Raw genomic sequence first — 16,304 nt, forward strand, 5'->3', positions numbered from 1 at the left:
AAATGCTCGAAAAATCGCTGGGGCCGCTTCAGCGTCCGAGCAGGTCGAGCACGTGCAGCAACTCCTTGCGCAATTGATCGACGTCAACCAGCGCTGTGGTCCCCTGCACGGCGGCCTGCTCCGCTTCGGGCGGCGCCGGCTCGTCGGCCGCGCCGCCATGCGTATCGAGACGGTTGCGCGCGCCATTGATCGTGAAGCCCTGCTCGTACAGCAGCTCGCGAATGCGCCGGATCAGCAGCACTTCATGATGCTGGTAATAGCGGCGGTTGCCCCGCCGCTTCACGGGCTTCAACTGCGTGAACTCCTGCTCCCAGTAACGCAGCACGTGGGGCTTCACGCCGCACAGCTCGCTCACCTCGCCAATCGTGAAGTAGCGCTTGGCGGGAATCGGAGGCAAGACGACCTTTTCGATTGTCGATGTCATCGCCGGGTTGCCGTCGTGGTGGTTGCGCAATATCGCGTTGCCGCTTCGTCACGCTGCCCGCCTCACTGCCACCGCGGCGGGGGTGCCGGTGCGTCGTTAGCGGGTAAAGCTCGCTTCGGCGCCGCTTTCCACCAGCGCCTTCAATTTCTGGCTCGCATGAAACGTCACCACGCGACGCGCTGCGATCGGAATCGCCTCGCCAGTCTTGGGATTGCGGCCGGGACGTTGCGGCTTGTCGCGCAACTGAAAATTGCCGAAGCCCGACAGCTTCACGCTATCGCCGCTTTCCAGCGCGTCGCGGATCACTTCGAAGAAGGCTTCGACCATGTCCTTCGCTTCGCGTTTGTTGAGCCCGACGTTGTCGAACAGCAGCTCCGCCAGCTCGGCTTTGGTCAGCGTGGGCGTGTCCGTCGTGGCGTTCGCCGATGAGGCAGGAAGGTCGCGAATCATGGCGCTACGCTGTGCCGCAAGGAGGGCTTCGAAATCACTCGAGTTCATTTCGTTCATCTATCTTTGAAATGGCGCGCTTCCGGATGCAACGGCGTTGCAAGCCGAAAGCCTGTCAACGGTACGCGTGAGCTTCGGCCTCTTTCGAGGCCGGTCAAACCTTAGCCACGCAGCCGGGCGCCATACACTCGAGCCAGGCGATCCACCAGAGACTTGATGGCCGCATCGACCGTCTCGTCCTGGAGGGTTCCGCCAGTATCTTGCAGGGTCACCCGGAAGGCAAGGCTTTTCTCGTTCTCGCCAAGTCCGGAAGTATTTGATTTTGCACGAAATTCATCGAATAGCGCAACCCTCTGGACAATCTTGCAGGCCTCGTCCTGGAGGCCCTTCTGGAACTCGTCCAGGACCGCTTGCACCTCGATCTTTTGATCGACGACCAGTGCGATATCGCGTCGCACCGGCGGGAACTTCGAGACCTCGGAAGGCGTGGGCAGTTCGCGCGCCATCAGCGCTTCGGCCTCGACTTCGAAGAGGATCGGCGCGTGCGGCAGGTCGTACTTCTGCATCCAGCGCGGATGCAATTCGCCGATCCAGCCCACGGCTTTGCCGTTCACTTCCACGCGCGCGCTGCGGCCCGGGTGCAGCGCCGGGTGCTCCGCTTTCACGAAGCGCGCCGCCTGCGAGAGACCGAGCGGAGCGAACAGCGCTTCGAGATCGGCCTTCACGTCGAAGAAGTCCACGCCACGCGTGGCCGCGCCCCACTGCTCTTCGAGCGCGGGACCATAGGCCAGCGCGCCGATCATCTTCGGCTGGGCGAAGCCTTCCACCGTCATTTCGCCGGCCTTGATCGACGGATCGTGCAGGAACACGCGGCCCGCTTCGAACACGCGCACGCGATCCGCGCGGCGGTTGAGGTTGTGGCGCAGCACGTTGACGAGGCTGCCGAACAGCGTCGTGCGCATTACCGAAAGCTGGCTCGCGATCGGGTTGAGCAACTGCACCGGCTTGTCGTTGCCCGCGAAGTCCTGCTCCCACTCGGCGTCGACGAAGCTGAAGTTGATCGTCTCCGCGTAGTCGCGCGCGGCGAGCGCATGACGGATCGCGTGGATCGAGCGGCGCGTCTCGTGGGTCGCGCGCATTTCGCTGCGCGCAACCGGCGGATTCGCCGGAATGTTCTCGAAGCCGTAAATGCGTGCGACTTCTTCGATCAGGTCTTCTTCGATCTCGATGTCGAAGCGGTACGGCGGCGGCGTGACGCTGAACGTGTCGCCCTCATTGCCCGCACTCCGCGTGAACGTGAGGCCGAGGCGCGTGAAGATCTGCGCGATCTCGTCCGCGCCGATCGGTACGCCGATGATGCGCGCCGCGCGCGCGACACGCATCGTCACCGGCGCGCGGGTGGGCACATTCACGGTCTGGTCGTCGATCGGGCCGGCCTCGCCGCCGCAGATATCGAGGATCAGCTGCGTGATGCGCTCGATGTGCTCGACGGTCGTGGACCAGTCCACGCCGCGCTCGAAGCGGTGCCCCGCATCGGTCGAGAAGTTGTAGCGGCGCGAGCGGCCGCGAATGCTGTCGGGCCACCAGAACGCGGCTTCGAGATAGATGTTCTTCGTGTCGAGCGAAACGGCCGTGCTGTCACCGCCCATGATGCCCGCGAGGCTCTCGATCTCGCGGTCGTCGGCGATCACGCCCACCGTTTCATCGACCTCGACGGTATTGCCGTTGAGCAGCTTGAGCGATTCGCCCTTGCGGCCCCAGCGCACGTCCATCGAGCCGTGGATCTTGTCGAGATCGAACACGTGGGACGGGCGCCCCAGTTCGAGCATCACGTAGTTCGAGATGTCGACGAGTGCCGAAATACTGCGCTGGCCCGAGCGTTCGAGACGCTCGACCATCCATTGCGGCGTCTTCGCGTGCGCGTTCACGCCGCGAATCACGCGGCCCGAGAAGCGGCCGCACAGGTCCGGCGCCGAGATCTTCACGGGTAGGCGGGCATCGGCTCCGTCGAGCTTCACTTCGACCTTCGGGAACACCGGCGCCTTCAAGGGCGCGCCCGTGATCGCGGCGGTCTCGCGCGCGACGCCGTACACCGAAAGGCAATCGGCCTTGTTCGGCGTGAGCTTGATTTCGAAGATGGTGTCGTCGAGGTTCAGTGTCTCGCGGATGTCCTGGCCGATGGGCGTGTCTTCCGGCAGGATCAGGAGGCCGCTATGGTCTTCCGAGAGCTTGAGCTCGCGCGCCGAGCACAGCATGCCCTGGCTTTCCACGCCGCGCAGCTTCGAGAGCTTGATCGCGAACGGCTTGCCGCCCTCTTCGGCCGGCGGCAGTTCCGCGCCGACGAGCGCCACCGGCACCTTGATGCCGGGCGCCACGTTCGGTGCGCCGCAGACGATGTTCAGCGTCGCGCCGGTGCCGGCATCGACCTGACACACGTTGAGCTTGTCCGCGTCCGGGTGCCTCACGACTTCGAGCACGCGGCCGACGACGATCTTCGAGGTGGGCGGCGCAGCCGGACGCAGGCCCTCGACTTCGAGGCCCGACATCGTGAGCGCATGGGCCAGTTCGTCGGTCGTGAGCTTCGGATCGACAAAGCTTCTCAGCCAGGATTCGGGAAATAGCATTTCGTTTTACGTTCCAGACAGATTGAGACCACGGCGTAGGTTCTCGCGCACTCGACTTGCGGTGCTGCGTCCGCTACGCGAGACGCGGATGCGTGGCGCGCGGCTGCGCGCGCCTTTGCGTACGCCTTAGGCGAACTGACGCAAGAAGCGCAGGTCGCCTTCGAAGAACAGGCGCAGATCCTGCACACCGTAGCGCAGCATCGTCAGACGCTCGAGACCGCTGCCGAATGCGAAGCCGATATAACGCTCCGGGTCGAGGCCCATGTTGCGGATCACGCTCGGGTGCACCTGGCCCGAGCCCGAGATTTCGAGCCACTTGCCGGCGTTCTTGCCTTCTTCGAACATCATGTCGATTTCGGCCGACGGTTCCGTGAACGGGAAGTACGACGGGCGGAAACGCACCTTGATATCGTCACGCTCGAAGAACTTCTTCAGGAAATCGCTATAGACGCCCTTCAGGTCGGCGAAGCTGATGTTCTCTTCGATCCACAGGCCCTCGACCTGATTGAACATCGGCGAGTGCGTGGCGTCGCTGTCCACGCGATACGTGCGGCCCGGCACGATCACCTTGATGGGCGGCGTGTGCGTGCGCGCGTAGCGCACCTGCATCGGGCTCGTATGCGTGCGCAGCAGCAACTGCCGGCCTTCGGCGTCCTTGCCGTCCACGTAGAACGTGTCCTGCATCGAGCGCGCCGGATGGTTCTCGGGGCTGTTGAGCGAGGTGAAGTTGTACCAGTCGGTCTCGATCTCGGGACCGTCGGCCACGTCGAAGCCGATCGAGCCGAAAATCTGCTCGACGCGCTCCCACGTCTGCATCACCGGATGCAGGCTGCCCATGCCCGTGCCGCGGCCCGGCAGCGTGACGTCGATCGCTTCGGCGGCGAGGCGCTGGTTCAGCAGCGCCTCGGCGAGCGCCTGGCGGCGCGCGGTGAGCGCGGCTTCGACCTGCTGCTTCACGGCGTTGATGCGTGCGCCTTCGGTCTTGCGCGTCTCGGGATCGAGCTTGCCGAGTCCCTTGAGCAGCTCGGTCAGCGCGCCCGACTTGCCGAGAAAGCGCGCCTTCTCGTTCTCGAGCGTGTTGACGTCAGGGGCGGCGGCGAAGGCGCTTTGCGCGTCGGCGACAATCTGGTCCAGATCCATTGATCCCATCTTTTCAGCGTCAGTGTTTGAGTCTTGCACCACGCCTCGCCGGTTGGAGAGAAGCGAAAACCGGAGCGAAGCACGGCATGAAGCGTGCGCGGCAAACGTATTGACCAACAAAAACGGGGCTCGGTGAGGAGCCCCGTTTTTGTTGCAGCATCACCGAACCAACCGGAGTGTCTGCTGCAACGAACCTGCGCAATACCCGTTTTGCGGGTAACGATCAGGCGGCGACGGCGGCCTTCACTTGCTGGACGATCGCAGCAAATGCAGGCTTGTCGAACACTGCCATGTCGGCCAGAACCTTGCGGTCGAGTTCGATCGAAGCCTTCTTCAGGCCGTTGATGAACACGCTGTAGGTCATGTCGTGCTGACGCACCGCCGCGTTGATACGCGTGATCCACAGTGCGCGGAACACACGCTTCTTGTTGCGGCGATCGCGGTAGGCGTATTGGCCTGCGCGCATGACCGCCTGCTTGGCGATGCGATAGACGTTATTGCGACGGCCGCGGTAACCCTTGGCCAGCTTGATGATCTTCTTGTGACGGGCCCGTGCGGTAACCCCACGTTTGACTCGAGGCATGAGTAGCTCCTATGAGTTGTCGGTTGAGGATTACGCGAACGGCATCATTGCGCGAACGGACTTCACATCGGCTTCGTGAACGGCCGTTGCACCACGCAGATGACGCTTGTTCTTGGTGGTCTTCTTGGTCAGGATGTGACGCTTGAAGGCTTGACCGCGCTTGACGGTACCACCCGGACGAACCACGAAGCGCTTTGCGGCGCTCTTCTTGGTCTTCATCTTGGGCATGACAAAAACTCCATTTATTTGATGGACATGGGTGTGCGGCTGGCTCAGTGTTCAGGACACCTTGCCCTCAGACCGCCCTTCGAAACCCACTCCACTTGTTTTGGCAGCTGGCCGGCTTTTAAAAAACAAGCTCGCCGCCGCTTTCAGGAAAAACGCCCGCTGGTTGCGCGGGCGCCGTTCCGGAACCTGCTTCCCGCCGCGGCTACAAAAGTTGCCGCGACGTAATTCAAACCGCTCTCACCCGCGGCGCCCGATGAAAGGCGCCCCGCGTGCTTACTTCTTTTTCTTCGGAGCGAGCACCATGATCATCTGGCGCCCTTCCATCTTCGGCATCTGCTCGACCTGGCCTACCTCTTCGAGGTCGGTGCGCAAACGCTCGAGCATGCGCATGCCGATTTCCTGGTGGGCCATTTCGCGGCCCCGGAAACGCAACGTGATCTTCGTCTTGTCGCCGTCTTCGAGGAAGCGGACGAGATTGCGCAGCTTGACGTTGTAATCGCCGTCGTCGGTACCCGGGCGGAATTTGACTTCCTTGACCTGGATAACCTTCTGCTTGAGCTTGGCCTCGTGCTGCTTCTTCGCCTCCTGGTACTTGAATTTGCCGTAATCCATCAAACGGCAGACCGGGGGCACCGCCTGCGGGGCAATTTCAACCAGATCGACGTCCTGCTGTTCCGACATGCGGAACGCTTCGGCCAGCTTTACGATGCCGAGCGGCTCGTTCTCGATTCCGACGAGACGCACCTCGGGCGCAGAGATTTCGCCGTTGATGCGATGCGACTTTTCAGTAGCGATGTTACGTTTCCTCTAAAAATTAAAAAAACGAGCCGCGCTGCCGGAGTGGTTCACCGGAACGTCTGCACGTCCTCGCGCAGGCGCTCGGAGAAGGCATCGAGGGGCATGACACCCAGATCGACGCCGCCACGGGCACGCACGGCTACCGTTTGTGCTTCACGCTCCTTGTCGCCGACGACAAGCAGGTACGGGACCTTCTCAAGCGTGTGCTCGCGTATTTTATAGCTAATTTTCTCGTTGCGCAAATCGGCCTCCACTCTAACCCCTTGTTTTTGCAACGATTGGACCAGATTGGCGGCATATTCGGCCTGACTTTCCGCGATATTCATCACGACGGCCTGCACCGGCGCGAGCCACGCGGGCATCGCACCGGCATGGTGCTCGATCAGAATGCCGAGGAAACGCTCCATCGAACCGAGGATCGCACGGTGCAGCATGATCGGCCGGCGGCGGCTGTTGTCTTCGGCCACGTACTCGGCGCCGAGGCGCTCCGGCAGCACCATGTCGAGCTGCAGCGTGCCGCACTGCCACGAGCGGCCGAGCGCGTCCTTGATGTGGTACTCGACCTTCGGGCCGTAGAACGCGCCCTCGCCCGGCAGCTCTTCCCACTGCAGGCCGCAGGCCGTCAGCGCGTCGCGCAGGCCCTGTTCGGCGCGATCCCACGTTTCATCCGTCCCCGCGCGCGAATCCGGGCGCAGCGAGAGCTTGATGTCGATGTGATCGAACCCGAAATCCTTGTAGATGCTCATCGCGAGCGTGTTGAAGGCAATCGACTCGGCGATGATCTGGTCTTCCGTACAGAAGATGTGCGCGTCGTCCTGAACGAAGCCGCGCACGCGCATCAGGCCATGCAGCGCGCCCGAGGCCTCGTTGCGGTGGCACGAGCCGAATTCCGCGTAGCGCAGCGGCAGATCGCGATACGAGCGCAGGCCGTGGTTGAACACCTGGACGTGGCCCGGGCAGTTCATCGGCTTGACGGCGTAGTCGCGTTTCTCCGACTCCGTCGTGAACATGTTCTCGCGGTAGTTCTGCCAGTGGCCCGACGCTTCCCAGAGCGAGCGGTCCATGATCATGGGCGTCTTGATCTCGTCGTAGCCGGCCACGCGCAGGCGGGCGCGCATGTACTGCTCGACCTGCTGCCAGAGCGTCCAGCCCTTCGGGTGCCAGAACACCATGCCCGGCGACTCGTCCTGCATGTGGAACAGGTCGAGCTGCTTGCCGAGCTTGCGGTGATCGCGCTTTTCCGCCTCTTCGAGCATGTGCAGGTACTGGTCCTGATCTTCCTTCTTCGTCCAGGCCGTGCCGTAGATGCGCTGCAGCTGCTCGTTCTTCGCATCGCCGCGCCAGTAGGCGCCCGCGACCTTCATGAGCTTGAAGACCTTCAGCTTGCCCGTGGACGGCACGTGCGGGCCGCGGCACAGATCCGTGAAGCCGCCGTGCGAATACAGCTTGATGTCCTGATCGCCCGGAATCGACTCGATGATCTCGGCCTTGTACTTCTCGCCGATGCTCTTGAAGTAGTCCACCGCGTCGTCGCGCGAGACCACGCGGCGCGACACCGGCTCGTCCTTCTTCGCGAGCTCCTGCATGCGCTTTTCGATCTTCTCGAGATCTTCGGGCGTGAAGGGGCGGTTGTAGGCGAAGTCGTAGTAGAAGCCGTTGTCGATGACCGGCCCGATCGTCACCTGCGCTTCCGGATAGAGCTCCTTGACCGCATAGGCCAGCAAGTGCGCCGTGGAGTGACGGATGATGTCGAGGCCGTCGGCATCCTTGTCCGTGACGATGGCGAGCGATGCGTCGTGATCGATCAGCGTGGACGTATCGACCAGTTCACCGTCGAGCTTGCCGCCGAGCGCCGCCTTGGCGAGACCGGGGCCGATCGACGCCGCCACTTCGGCAATCGTGACGGGATGATCGTACTGTCGAACCGAACCATCGGGCAGACGTATCGCAACCATGTTTTTCTCCAGAAGTGCCCTGAAGGCACGTCGTATCCGTTCGTGGGAACAACCTGCGCAAGTCTCGCGACGAAAAAAAATGCGGCCCCGCTTTCGAGGGGCCGCATTCACTTTTCAAACCAGATTGCAGGGCGAAAGAGGTCCTCGACTAGCGTCGCTCCGAAGTAGTTTCGGTGAACGTTCGCGGTGTCATAACCGTATTCGCCTTGAGCGTCTTGCGCTTTACTGCCTGTGAAGCCCCGACGCCGTTGCTGCCCTGCCATCGTGACTTCGCTTTCGTTGGTAGGCTCGATTGGACTCGAACCAACGACCCCCACCATGTCAAGGTGGTGCTCTAACCAGCTGAGCTACGAGCCTAAAGAAGTGAGACTATACGATATTCTGGCCGGCTTGGCAAGGCCTTTTTTGCAGCGCGACATAAGCCCGCTGCCCGGCCAACGCCAAATCGCGACGCCCGCCGACGGCCCCATCAGCCCTTGCGCACCGCCCTCACCACGCCGCCCACCTCGCCCAGCAGCACGCACGCGCGCTGGATCTGCGCCGAGCTCGACACCTCGACGGTAAAGAGCATGTACGCCGCGTTGCGCCGCGACTGCGTCTTCACGCCGATCACGTTCATCTTCTCGCGCGCGAACACTTCGGAGATGTCGCGCAGCAGCCCCTGGCGGTCGCTCGCCTCGATCGAGATATCGACCGGATAAACCGACTGGCCGCGCCCGCCCATCACGTCGGCCGACCAGGTGGTCTGCAGCACGCGCTCGGGCGAGCGGCGCGCCATGCGCAGGAAAGTCGGGCAGTCGCTGCGATGCACCGACATGCCCTTGCCGCGCGTGACGAAGCCGCTGATCTCGTCGGGCGGCGCCGGCCGGCAGCAGCGCGCGAGCTGCGTGAGCAAGGCGTCCACGCCCACCACGAGCACGCCCGACGAGCCGCCGTGCGTCACGTTCGCGCCGCTCGCGCGCCTCGTGAACTGCTCGGGCGTGGCCTCGGCCTCCGGTTCCGTCGCGGGCGCCTCGTGCAGCGCCGCCTCGACGTTGCGCAAGCTGAACTCTTCCTTGCCGACCGCGGAGAACAACTCGTCGGTCGCCTTGAAGCCGAGCTTCGCGGCGAGCTGATCCAGACTGACCGAGGTCTTGCCCTCGCGCTGCAGGGTCTTTTCGACCATCGCGCGGCCGTTCGCGACGTTCTCCGCCGCATCGATCGCGTTGAACCACGCACGCACCTTCTGCCGCGCGCGCGTGCTGTGCAGATAGCCGAGCTGCGGATTGAGCCAGTCGCGCGACGGGCCGCCCTCCTTCACCGCGATGATCTCGACGGTCTGGCCGTTGTGCAGCGCCGTGTCGAGCGGCACCATCGCGCCGTCGACGCGCGCACCGCGGCAGCGATGCCCGAGATCGCTATGCAGGTGATAGGCGAAGTCGAGCGGCGTCGCCCCCTGCGGCAACGGGATCACGCGCCCCTGTGGCGTGAGCACGTAGATGTGGTCGTCGTCGAGCGTGGTGTTGCGCAACTGCTCCCAAGGCTGCTGGCCGTCGGAGACGTCGTCCTTCCATGCGAGCAGCTGGCGCAGCCAGGCAATCTTTTCGTCGTAGCTGCCGCTCGCGCTTACCTGGCCGCCGTAGCCCTTCGAGCCGGCTTCCTTGTAGCGCCAGTGCGCGGCGACGCCGTACTCGGCGAACTGATGCATCTCCTGGGTGCGGATCTGCACTTCGAACGCGCGGCCGTCGTCGCCGATTACGACCGTATGGAGCGAGCGATAGCCGTTGGGCTTCGGCCGCGAGATGTAGTCGTCGAACTCGCGCGGCACCGGCTGCCAGAGGTTGTGCACGATGCCGAGCACCGTGTAGCAATCCTTGATGTCCGGCACGATCACGCGGAATGCGCGCACGTCGTAGAGCTCGGAGAAGTCGAGGTCCTTGCCCCGCATCTTCTTCCAGATGCTGTAGATGTGTTTGGGACGCCCGCTCACGTCGGCCTCGATATGCGCGGCCGCGAGCTCGCGCTCGAGCCGCTCGATCGCGCCCGTCACATAGCTTTCGCGCTCCACGCGCTTCTCGTCCAGCAGCTTCGCGATGCGCTTGTAGGTGGCCGGCTCCTCGAAGCGGAACGCGAGGTCTTCGAGCTCCCACTTCAGTTGCCAGATGCCGAGGCGGTTCGCGAGCGGCGCGTAGATTTCGAGTGTCTCGCGCGCCACTTCGGGTGCCGGCGTAATCTTCGCGGCGGCGTAGTAGCGCAGCGACTGCAGCCGCGAGGCCATGCGGATCAGCACCACGCGAATATCCTGCGCAAACGCAAGCAGCATCTTGCGCAGCGACTCGACCTGGGCGCGGCGTTCGGCCTGCGCGTCGCGGCCGGTGTCGGCCGCGGCGTTCTGCGCGGCGCGCAGGCTCACGGTGCCGAGCTTGAGCAGCTTGCGCACGTTGAAGACGAGGCGCGTCACCTCGGCGCCGAAGCGGGCTTCGAGCGTCGTTTCCGGGTCGTCCAGATGCGGCGCGAGATTGAAGAGCGCCGCCGCGAGCACTGCCGGCGGATCGACGTTCAAAAGCCCCATGACCGACGCGGTGCCGATCGCGTGATCGACGAGCCGCTCGCCGGTGGACAGGCGTGCGTCGCCCGCGTGCTCGCGCACGAACGCGAGCGCGTCTTCGATCGACGGCAGCGCGGCAGGCGGGGGTGGAACGGTATCGCTACTCATGAGACGGTGCCCGCCCGGCAGGCGGGCAGGCTACGGCAGAACTTGTCGAACATCGGTGGAACGGCAGCGCACAACGGTGCGAAAGCGGCACGACAACGGCCAATCGGCCCGCGCCGCTCAGTCGCGCTGCGCGGCCACCACCACGATTTCCACGAGGCATTCCGGATTCGCGAGCTTCGCTTCAACGGTCGCGCGCGGCGGCGTCGCGCCTTGCGCGACCCAGGCGTCCCACGCGGCGTTCATGCCCGGAAAATCCTTCATGTCGGCGATATAGATCTGCACCGAAAGCAGCAGCGACTTGTCGCTGTTCGCTTCGCCGAGCAGACGATCGATATGGCCGAGCACTTCGCGCGTCTGGCCGACGATGTCCTGTTTCGTATCCTCGGCGATCTGGCCGGCCAGATAGACCGTGCCGTTGTGGATGGCCGTTTCCGAAAGACGCGGACCGACGTGGTGACGAATGACTGCCATGAAAATTCCCGTAGAAGTTGAATGCCGGCGCGGCCGGATTCGAGATCCGGGCCACGCCGCTTAATCTCGTATTATGACGCCTCGGCACGCACTCAGGAAAAGAAGCGCCGCGCCACCTCGATCTGGTCGGCGGACAGAAACGCCGGCGCGTGACCCGTGCCCGCGATTTCCACGCTCGACACGTCGTGCCCCGTTTCGACCATTCTGGCCACCGTTTCGCGCGAAAGCAGATCCGACTGCGCACCGCGCACGACCAGCAGCGGCCCCTTGAACGCGGCCAGCGAGCGCCACAGGAACTGCTCGCCCTGCTCGTTCTGCTCCGGCGTGATGGACTTGAAGGGCTCGCCGATGCGCGGGTCGTAGCGAAAGCGCCATGCGCCGTCCACTTCGTGCAGGAGCGGCGTATTGATCTCGCGCCATTCCTCGGCCGTGAGCGGGCCGAACGAGGCCGCAAGCAATGCGGCGTGATCGATACCGGTCTGCAGCGATTCGAAACGTTGGTCGCGTCCCACGTACTCGCCGATGCGCGCCAGCGCCTCGGGCTCGATGTGCGGGCCGATATCGTTGAGCAGCATGCGGCGAACTGGCGTCTCGGGAAGACCGCCCAACGCCATGCCGATCAAACCGCCCATCGAAGTGCCGAACCAGTCGACTGTTCGAGCGCCCGTGCGCGCGATCAGCGTCACCATGTCGGCCACGTATTGCGCGACGCCATAGCCGCGCGGATCGACGAGCCACGACGAGAGCCCGCGCCCGACCACGTCGGGACACACCACGCGATACGTACCGGACAGCGCGGCGGCAAGCCGGTCGAAATCGCGGCTCGAACGCGTGAGCCCGTGCACGCAGACGAGCACGCGCGGATTGTCGGGATCGCCCCATTCCGTATAGGCGAGGCGATGCAGACCCGAGGGGCTCAGGCACTGGACATCGTGTTGACGCGGCACGGCAGACGGTACGCTCATCGCTCGATCCTCGGTGAAAGGCTGTGCGGCGATTGTAAACGGCTTTGCGGTGCCGGATGGGCATGGGCGGCCGCGGGAGCGAATCGCATGAATCGCACTAATTGCCCGATTCGCCCGATTCGCCCGATTCACACGAATCGCACGCGTCGCACGAATCGGGCACACCAAAACAAAACGGGCGGGACCGAAGTCCCGCCCGTCTGAAATCGTAGCGCCGGCGCGATCAGTTCACGGCGCTCACGTCGAGCGGCGCGCCCGTCTTCGCCTTGATCTCGTCCACGCTCACGCCCGGTGCGAGTTCGGTCACCTTCAGGCCCGCGTCGGTGACTTCGATCACGCCCAGATCGGTGATGATCACGTCCACCACGCCCACGCCGGTGAGCGGCAGCGTGCAGGCTTCGAGAATCTTGTGCTGGTCGCCCTTGGCCACATGCTCCATCAGCACCACCACGCGCCCGACGCCCGCCACGAGGTCCATCGCGCCGCCCATGCCCTTGATCATCTTGCCGGGGATCATCCAGTTCGCGAGGTCGCCCTTTTCGCTCACCTGCATCGCGCCGAGGATCGCCAGGTTGATGTGGCCGCCGCGGATCATCGCGAACGAATCGGCCGAGGAGAAGATCGACGAGCCCGGCAGCGTCGTCACGGTCTGCTTGCCGGCGTTGATCATGTCCGCGTCCACCTGGTCTTCGGTCGGGAACGGGCCGATGCCCAGCAGCCCGTTTTCCGATTGCAGCCACACCTCCATGCCCGCGGGCACGTGGTTGGCCACCAGCGTGGGCAGGCCGATACCGAGGTTCACGTAAAAGCCGTCCTGCAGTTCCTTCGCTGCGCGTGCGGCCATTTCATCACGATTCCATGCCATGATCGGTCTCCCCTCAGTTGCCAGCGCGCACAGTGCGTTGTTCGATGCGTTTCTCCGGATGCGCATTGAGCACGATGCGCTGCACGAAGATACCCGGCGTATGGATCGCGTCCGGATCGAGTTCGCCGTTCTCGACGATCTCCTCCACCTCCACGACCGTGATCTTGCCCGCCATCGCGCACATCGGGTTGAAGTTGCGCGCCGTGCGGCGATAGATCAGATTGCCCGACTTGTCGGCCTTCCACGCCTTCACGAGCGCCACGTCGGCGGTCAGCGAGTGCTCGAGCACGTAGTGCTTCTCGCCGAACTGGCGCGTTTCCTTGCCCTCGGCAATCAGCGTGCCGAAACCGGTATTGGTGAAGAACGCGGGAATGCCCGCGCCGCCCGCGCGCAGCTTTTCGGCCAGCGTGCCTTGCGGCGTGAATTCGAGCTCGAGTTCGCCCGAGAGATACTGGCGCTCGAATTCCTTGTTCTCGCCCACGTACGACGAGATCATCTTCTTGATCTGGCGCGTTTCCAGCAGCAAACCCAGACCGAAGCCATCGACGCCCGCATTGTTGCTGATGCAGGTGATGCCCTTCACGCCCGAATCGCGCAGCGCGCCGATCAGGGCCTCGGGAATGCCGCACAGCCCGAACCCGCCGACCGCGAAGGTCTGGCCGTCCTTGACGATGCCTTCGAGCGCGGCGGCCGCGCTTGCATAGACTTTGTTCATCAGTGTGTCCCTTCCTCGAATGGAAATCCGTCGATCCGGTTCTTTCTGGCTTCGCGCGCGGGCCGTGCCGGTACGGGCACGCCCGGAGAAAGCCTCATTCTATCCACGAGAGCGGTGGCATTGCCGTGAATCGGACACACGCCGCTGACACCGCTACCCGCCCTGGAACCGTCCCTCCAATGGGTGCAAAGCGTACGCTTCGCGCGCGATACGGCACAATACGCAAAACTACATAAAGCAATACCCGCACCGCCGCCATGCCGCCTACGCCCAAGCCCGCCAGCCCCGCCGCCCCCACCGATGCACCCGGGCGTTCCGCGCTCGACTACCGCACCGCCTTTCATCTTGCGCCCATCGGCCTCGTGCTCTCGCGCGAACGCATGATCGAGGACTGCAACGACCAGGTGGCGGCCATCTTCCGCTGCCCGCGCGAGGCGCTGATCGGCCAGTCGTTTCAGGTGCTGTACCCGTCGGCGGACGAATTCGAGCGCATCGGCGAGCGCATTCCGCCCATCATGACGGCCCAGGGCAGCTACGCCGACGACCGCATCATGAAGCGCGCCGACGGCGAGCTCTTCTGGTGCCACGTCACGGGACGCTCGCTCGACCGCGCGGCGCCTCACGCGGCGGGCGTCTGGACGTTCGAAGACTTGAGCGCGACGCGCCGCGTCGCGGTGGAACTGACGCCGCGCGAACGCGAAATCGCCGCGCAACTGGTCACGGGCAAAACAAGCAAGCAGATCGGGCGGATTCTCGATATCAGTTCGCGCACGGTGGACGTCTACCGCGCGCGGCTCATGCGCAAGTACGACACCGGCAACGCGACGGAACTCGTGCAGCGACTGCTTGGGGAGTGAGGCGCGGCGCGTGCGCCGCCGGCACGACTAACGCGGCTGGCACGACTGGCACGACGGCTCAGCCCGGCCGGCTTGCCTTGACGAGCGGCGCGTGCTCGAGGGTATCGCGCAGCGTATCGGGAATCGGCACCGATTTGCCGGCCGCATAGTCGATCCAGACGCAGCGCGCCCCGCCGCGCGCGTAGACGGTTTCCGGATCGTCGGCGCGGCGCAGTTCGAAGCCCGTGTCGAAACTGCTGCGCCCGGGCTGGCCCACGGTCAGGGTGCAGACGACGTCGCCCGGATAATGCAGCTGCTTGAGGAATTCCATCGACGCATTGACGATCACCGGCCCCTGCCCTTGTCCATTGCCGCCGGCCACGCCCAGCTGTTCGAACCAGGAAATCCGCGCCTGCTCCATGTAGCGGAAATAGACCGTGTTGTTCACGTGACCAAAGGCATCCATGTCGCCCCAGCGGATCGGCATGGTCATTTCGAAAACGGGGTGGTAATCGCTCATTGCACTTCTTTTTGCATTAAAACCGGGACGCCGCGCGAGGCGCCGGGCAAGCCGCTCAGGCGAGCCCGAAGCCGTCGTCGGCGGTGATGATCGAGCCGTTGATGAAGGACGACTCGTCGGCGGCCAGCAGCAGCAGCAGGCCGTCCAGATCTTCGGGCGTACCGACGCGATGGCGCGGCAGCATCGAAACGAGCTTCTGGCCCTGCTCGGTCGCCCAGTGGTGGTGATTGAGTTCGGTGTCGATGTAGCCCGGGCAGATCGCGTTCACGTTGATGCCGTAGCGCCCCCATTCGAGCGCCATCGCCTTCGTCATGTGCACGACCGCCGCCTTGCTGATCGCATAGAGGCCGATCTGCGGCAGCACGCGCAGCCCCGCCATCGACGCGATGTTGATGATCCGGTACGCGGGCTTCGGACCGCCGCCGTTGCCGCGCATGATCATGCGCTTGGCCACTTCCTGGGCGACGAAAAAGGCGCCGCGCGCGTTGGTGTCGAACACGTATTCGAAGTCGGCGGGCGTGACGTCCGCGAGTTTTTGCGTCGTCGAAACGCCCGAGTTGTTGACGAGGATGTCGATGGTCCCCGCCTCCGTTTCCGCGTGAGCGACGGCCGAGCGAATGCTCTGGTAGTCCGTCACGTCGAGCGAGACGACATGCGCCGCGCCGCCTTCGGCCTCGATCTCGGCGCGCAGCTCCTTGAGCCGCTCGACACGCCGGCTCGCCAGCACGACCTTCGCGCCGGCCTGCGAAAGCACCTGGGCAAAGCGCTTGCCGAGGCCGCTCGACGCGCCCGTGATCATCGCCACCTTGCCTTCCAGATTGATCGAACGGCCCATTTGTGCTTCCTGTTCAGGTATGAGGGTTCGCCGGACGGCCCTTTCCGCGGAAAGGATGCCATTCTGGCATAAAATAGAACGGTCGTGCTAAATATGGCTCGTTGGGTTGCGGCCCGGGGAGCGTTACCCGACAATACGAACCCGAAAAAAGCATTCTAATGGCAAGAGGAGCTTTAATGACCCCCGCAAGTCTTCTGGAGCAA

Annotated in this window: 16 protein-coding genes and 1 tRNA gene; 1 reads left to right on the forward strand and 16 read right to left on the reverse strand. The window is 64.0% G+C overall.

All coding sequences use genetic code 11. The features are described 5' to 3' along the window. Window positions 1–28: 28 nt before the first annotated feature. The 14 genes from U5760_RS30965 to U5760_RS31030 form a co-directional block, all read right to left on the reverse strand. A complete protein-coding gene (locus U5760_RS30965; RefSeq protein WP_322016114.1) occupies window positions 29–424 on the reverse strand; it encodes a MerR family transcriptional regulator in 396 nt (131 codons plus the stop codon). 96 nt (window positions 425–520) lie between these two features. After that, window positions 521–931 (reverse strand): integration host factor subunit alpha, encoded by a 411-nt coding sequence (locus U5760_RS30970; RefSeq protein ID WP_028229346.1) that lies wholly within the window; start codon window positions 929–931, stop codon window positions 521–523. A gap of 101 nt (window positions 932–1,032) precedes the next feature. Next, window positions 1,033–3,495 carry a phenylalanine--tRNA ligase subunit beta gene (gene pheT, locus U5760_RS30975; RefSeq protein WP_322016115.1) on the reverse strand — a complete coding sequence of 821 codons (2,463 nt, stop codon included), beginning with the start codon at window positions 3,493–3,495 and terminating at the stop codon, window positions 1,033–1,035. A 126-nt stretch (window positions 3,496–3,621) separates the two neighbouring features. Further along, on the reverse strand, window positions 3,622–4,635 hold the full coding sequence (gene pheS / locus U5760_RS30980; protein ID WP_322016116.1) for a phenylalanine--tRNA ligase subunit alpha: 1,014 nt from the start codon (window positions 4,633–4,635) through the stop codon (window positions 3,622–3,624). A 223-nt stretch (window positions 4,636–4,858) separates the two neighbouring features. Then, window positions 4,859–5,218 (reverse strand): 50S ribosomal protein L20, encoded by a 360-nt coding sequence (rplT, locus tag U5760_RS30985; RefSeq protein WP_028229343.1) that lies wholly within the window; start codon window positions 5,216–5,218, stop codon window positions 4,859–4,861. 30 nt (window positions 5,219–5,248) lie between these two features. Continuing rightward, window positions 5,249–5,446, reverse strand: a complete 198-nt coding sequence (gene rpmI, locus U5760_RS30990; RefSeq protein ID WP_028216806.1) for a 50S ribosomal protein L35 — start codon at window positions 5,444–5,446, stop codon at window positions 5,249–5,251. A gap of 273 nt (window positions 5,447–5,719) precedes the next feature. Next, window positions 5,720–6,241 (reverse strand): translation initiation factor IF-3, encoded by a 522-nt coding sequence (infC, locus tag U5760_RS30995; RefSeq protein ID WP_322016127.1) that lies wholly within the window; start codon window positions 6,239–6,241, stop codon window positions 5,720–5,722. Window positions 6,242–6,291: 50 nt separating this feature from the next. Further along, window positions 6,292–8,199, reverse strand: a complete 1,908-nt coding sequence (gene thrS, locus U5760_RS31000) for a threonine--tRNA ligase (RefSeq protein ID WP_322016117.1) — start codon at window positions 8,197–8,199, stop codon at window positions 6,292–6,294. A gap of 280 nt (window positions 8,200–8,479) precedes the next feature. Then, window positions 8,480–8,556: transfer RNA gene (locus tag U5760_RS31005), tRNA-Val, on the reverse strand. A 112-nt stretch (window positions 8,557–8,668) separates the two neighbouring features. After that, window positions 8,669–10,894: a bifunctional (p)ppGpp synthetase/guanosine-3',5'-bis(diphosphate) 3'-pyrophosphohydrolase gene (locus U5760_RS31010; protein WP_322016118.1), complete on the reverse strand. Its 2,226-nt coding sequence runs from the start codon at window positions 10,892–10,894 to the stop codon at window positions 8,669–8,671. A 117-nt stretch (window positions 10,895–11,011) separates the two neighbouring features. Continuing rightward, window positions 11,012–11,365: a RidA family protein gene (locus U5760_RS31015; RefSeq protein ID WP_322016119.1), complete on the reverse strand. Its 354-nt coding sequence runs from the start codon at window positions 11,363–11,365 to the stop codon at window positions 11,012–11,014. Between the two features lie 92 nt (window positions 11,366–11,457). Further along, entirely contained in the window at window positions 11,458–12,330 is an 873-nt protein-coding gene (locus U5760_RS31020) for an alpha/beta hydrolase (protein WP_322016120.1), read from the reverse strand. Between the two features lie 223 nt (window positions 12,331–12,553). Then, window positions 12,554–13,195, reverse strand: coding sequence for a CoA transferase subunit B (locus tag U5760_RS31025; protein WP_322016121.1), 642 nt, complete (start codon window positions 13,193–13,195; stop codon window positions 12,554–12,556). Between the two features lie 13 nt (window positions 13,196–13,208). Next, window positions 13,209–13,910, reverse strand: coding sequence for a CoA transferase subunit A (locus tag U5760_RS31030; protein WP_322016122.1), 702 nt, complete (start codon window positions 13,908–13,910; stop codon window positions 13,209–13,211). A gap of 257 nt (window positions 13,911–14,167) precedes the next feature. Between U5760_RS31030 and U5760_RS31035 the strand changes: the two genes are divergently transcribed. Continuing rightward, window positions 14,168–14,767, forward strand: a complete 600-nt coding sequence (locus U5760_RS31035; RefSeq protein ID WP_322016123.1) for a PAS and helix-turn-helix domain-containing protein — start codon at window positions 14,168–14,170, stop codon at window positions 14,765–14,767. 58 nt (window positions 14,768–14,825) lie between these two features. Here U5760_RS31035 and U5760_RS31040 read toward each other — a convergent pair whose 3' ends face one another. Together U5760_RS31040 and U5760_RS31045 are read right to left on the reverse strand one after the other, a co-directional pair. Next, complete coding sequence (locus U5760_RS31040; protein ID WP_322016124.1) at window positions 14,826–15,266, reverse strand: thioesterase family protein; 441 nt, start codon at window positions 15,264–15,266, stop codon at window positions 14,826–14,828. A gap of 55 nt (window positions 15,267–15,321) precedes the next feature. After that, complete coding sequence (locus U5760_RS31045; protein WP_322016125.1) at window positions 15,322–16,101, reverse strand: SDR family oxidoreductase; 780 nt, start codon at window positions 16,099–16,101, stop codon at window positions 15,322–15,324. Window positions 16,102–16,304 lie beyond the last annotated feature (203 nt).

Source organism: Paraburkholderia sp. J12 (genome assembly GCF_905220215.1).
Taxonomy (GTDB): Bacteria; Pseudomonadota; Gammaproteobacteria; order Burkholderiales; family Burkholderiaceae; genus Paraburkholderia.

Excerpts from the sequence above, each read along its gene's own strand:
- U5760_RS30965 (WP_322016114.1), bottom strand. The coding sequence starts at position 424 with ATGACATCGACAATCGAAAAGGTCGTCTTGCCTCCGATTCCCGCCAAG.
- U5760_RS30970 (WP_028229346.1), bottom strand. The coding sequence starts at position 931 with ATGAACGAAATGAACTCGAGTGATTTCGAAGCCCTCCTTGCGGCACAG.
- pheT (WP_322016115.1), bottom strand. The coding sequence starts at position 3,495 with ATGCTATTTCCCGAATCCTGGCTGAGAAGCTTTGTCGATCCGAAGCTC.
- pheS (WP_322016116.1), bottom strand. The coding sequence starts at position 4,635 with ATGGATCTGGACCAGATTGTCGCCGACGCGCAAAGCGCCTTCGCCGCC.
- rplT (WP_028229343.1), bottom strand. The coding sequence starts at position 5,218 with ATGCCTCGAGTCAAACGTGGGGTTACCGCACGGGCCCGTCACAAGAAG.
- rpmI (WP_028216806.1), bottom strand. The coding sequence starts at position 5,446 with ATGCCCAAGATGAAGACCAAGAAGAGCGCCGCAAAGCGCTTCGTGGTT.
- thrS (WP_322016117.1), bottom strand. The coding sequence starts at position 8,199 with ATGGTTGCGATACGTCTGCCCGATGGTTCGGTTCGACAGTACGATCAT.
- U5760_RS31010 (WP_322016118.1), bottom strand. The coding sequence starts at position 10,894 with ATGAGTAGCGATACCGTTCCACCCCCGCCTGCCGCGCTGCCGTCGATC.
- U5760_RS31015 (WP_322016119.1), bottom strand. The coding sequence starts at position 11,365 with ATGGCAGTCATTCGTCACCACGTCGGTCCGCGTCTTTCGGAAACGGCC.
- U5760_RS31020 (WP_322016120.1), bottom strand. The coding sequence starts at position 12,330 with ATGAGCGTACCGTCTGCCGTGCCGCGTCAACACGATGTCCAGTGCCTG.
- U5760_RS31025 (WP_322016121.1), bottom strand. The coding sequence starts at position 13,195 with ATGGCATGGAATCGTGATGAAATGGCCGCACGCGCAGCGAAGGAACTG.
- U5760_RS31030 (WP_322016122.1), bottom strand. The coding sequence starts at position 13,910 with ATGAACAAAGTCTATGCAAGCGCGGCCGCCGCGCTCGAAGGCATCGTC.
- U5760_RS31035 (WP_322016123.1), top strand. The coding sequence starts at position 14,168 with ATGCCGCCTACGCCCAAGCCCGCCAGCCCCGCCGCCCCCACCGATGCA.
- U5760_RS31040 (WP_322016124.1), bottom strand. The coding sequence starts at position 15,266 with ATGAGCGATTACCACCCCGTTTTCGAAATGACCATGCCGATCCGCTGG.
- U5760_RS31045 (WP_322016125.1), bottom strand. The coding sequence starts at position 16,101 with ATGGGCCGTTCGATCAATCTGGAAGGCAAGGTGGCGATGATCACGGGC.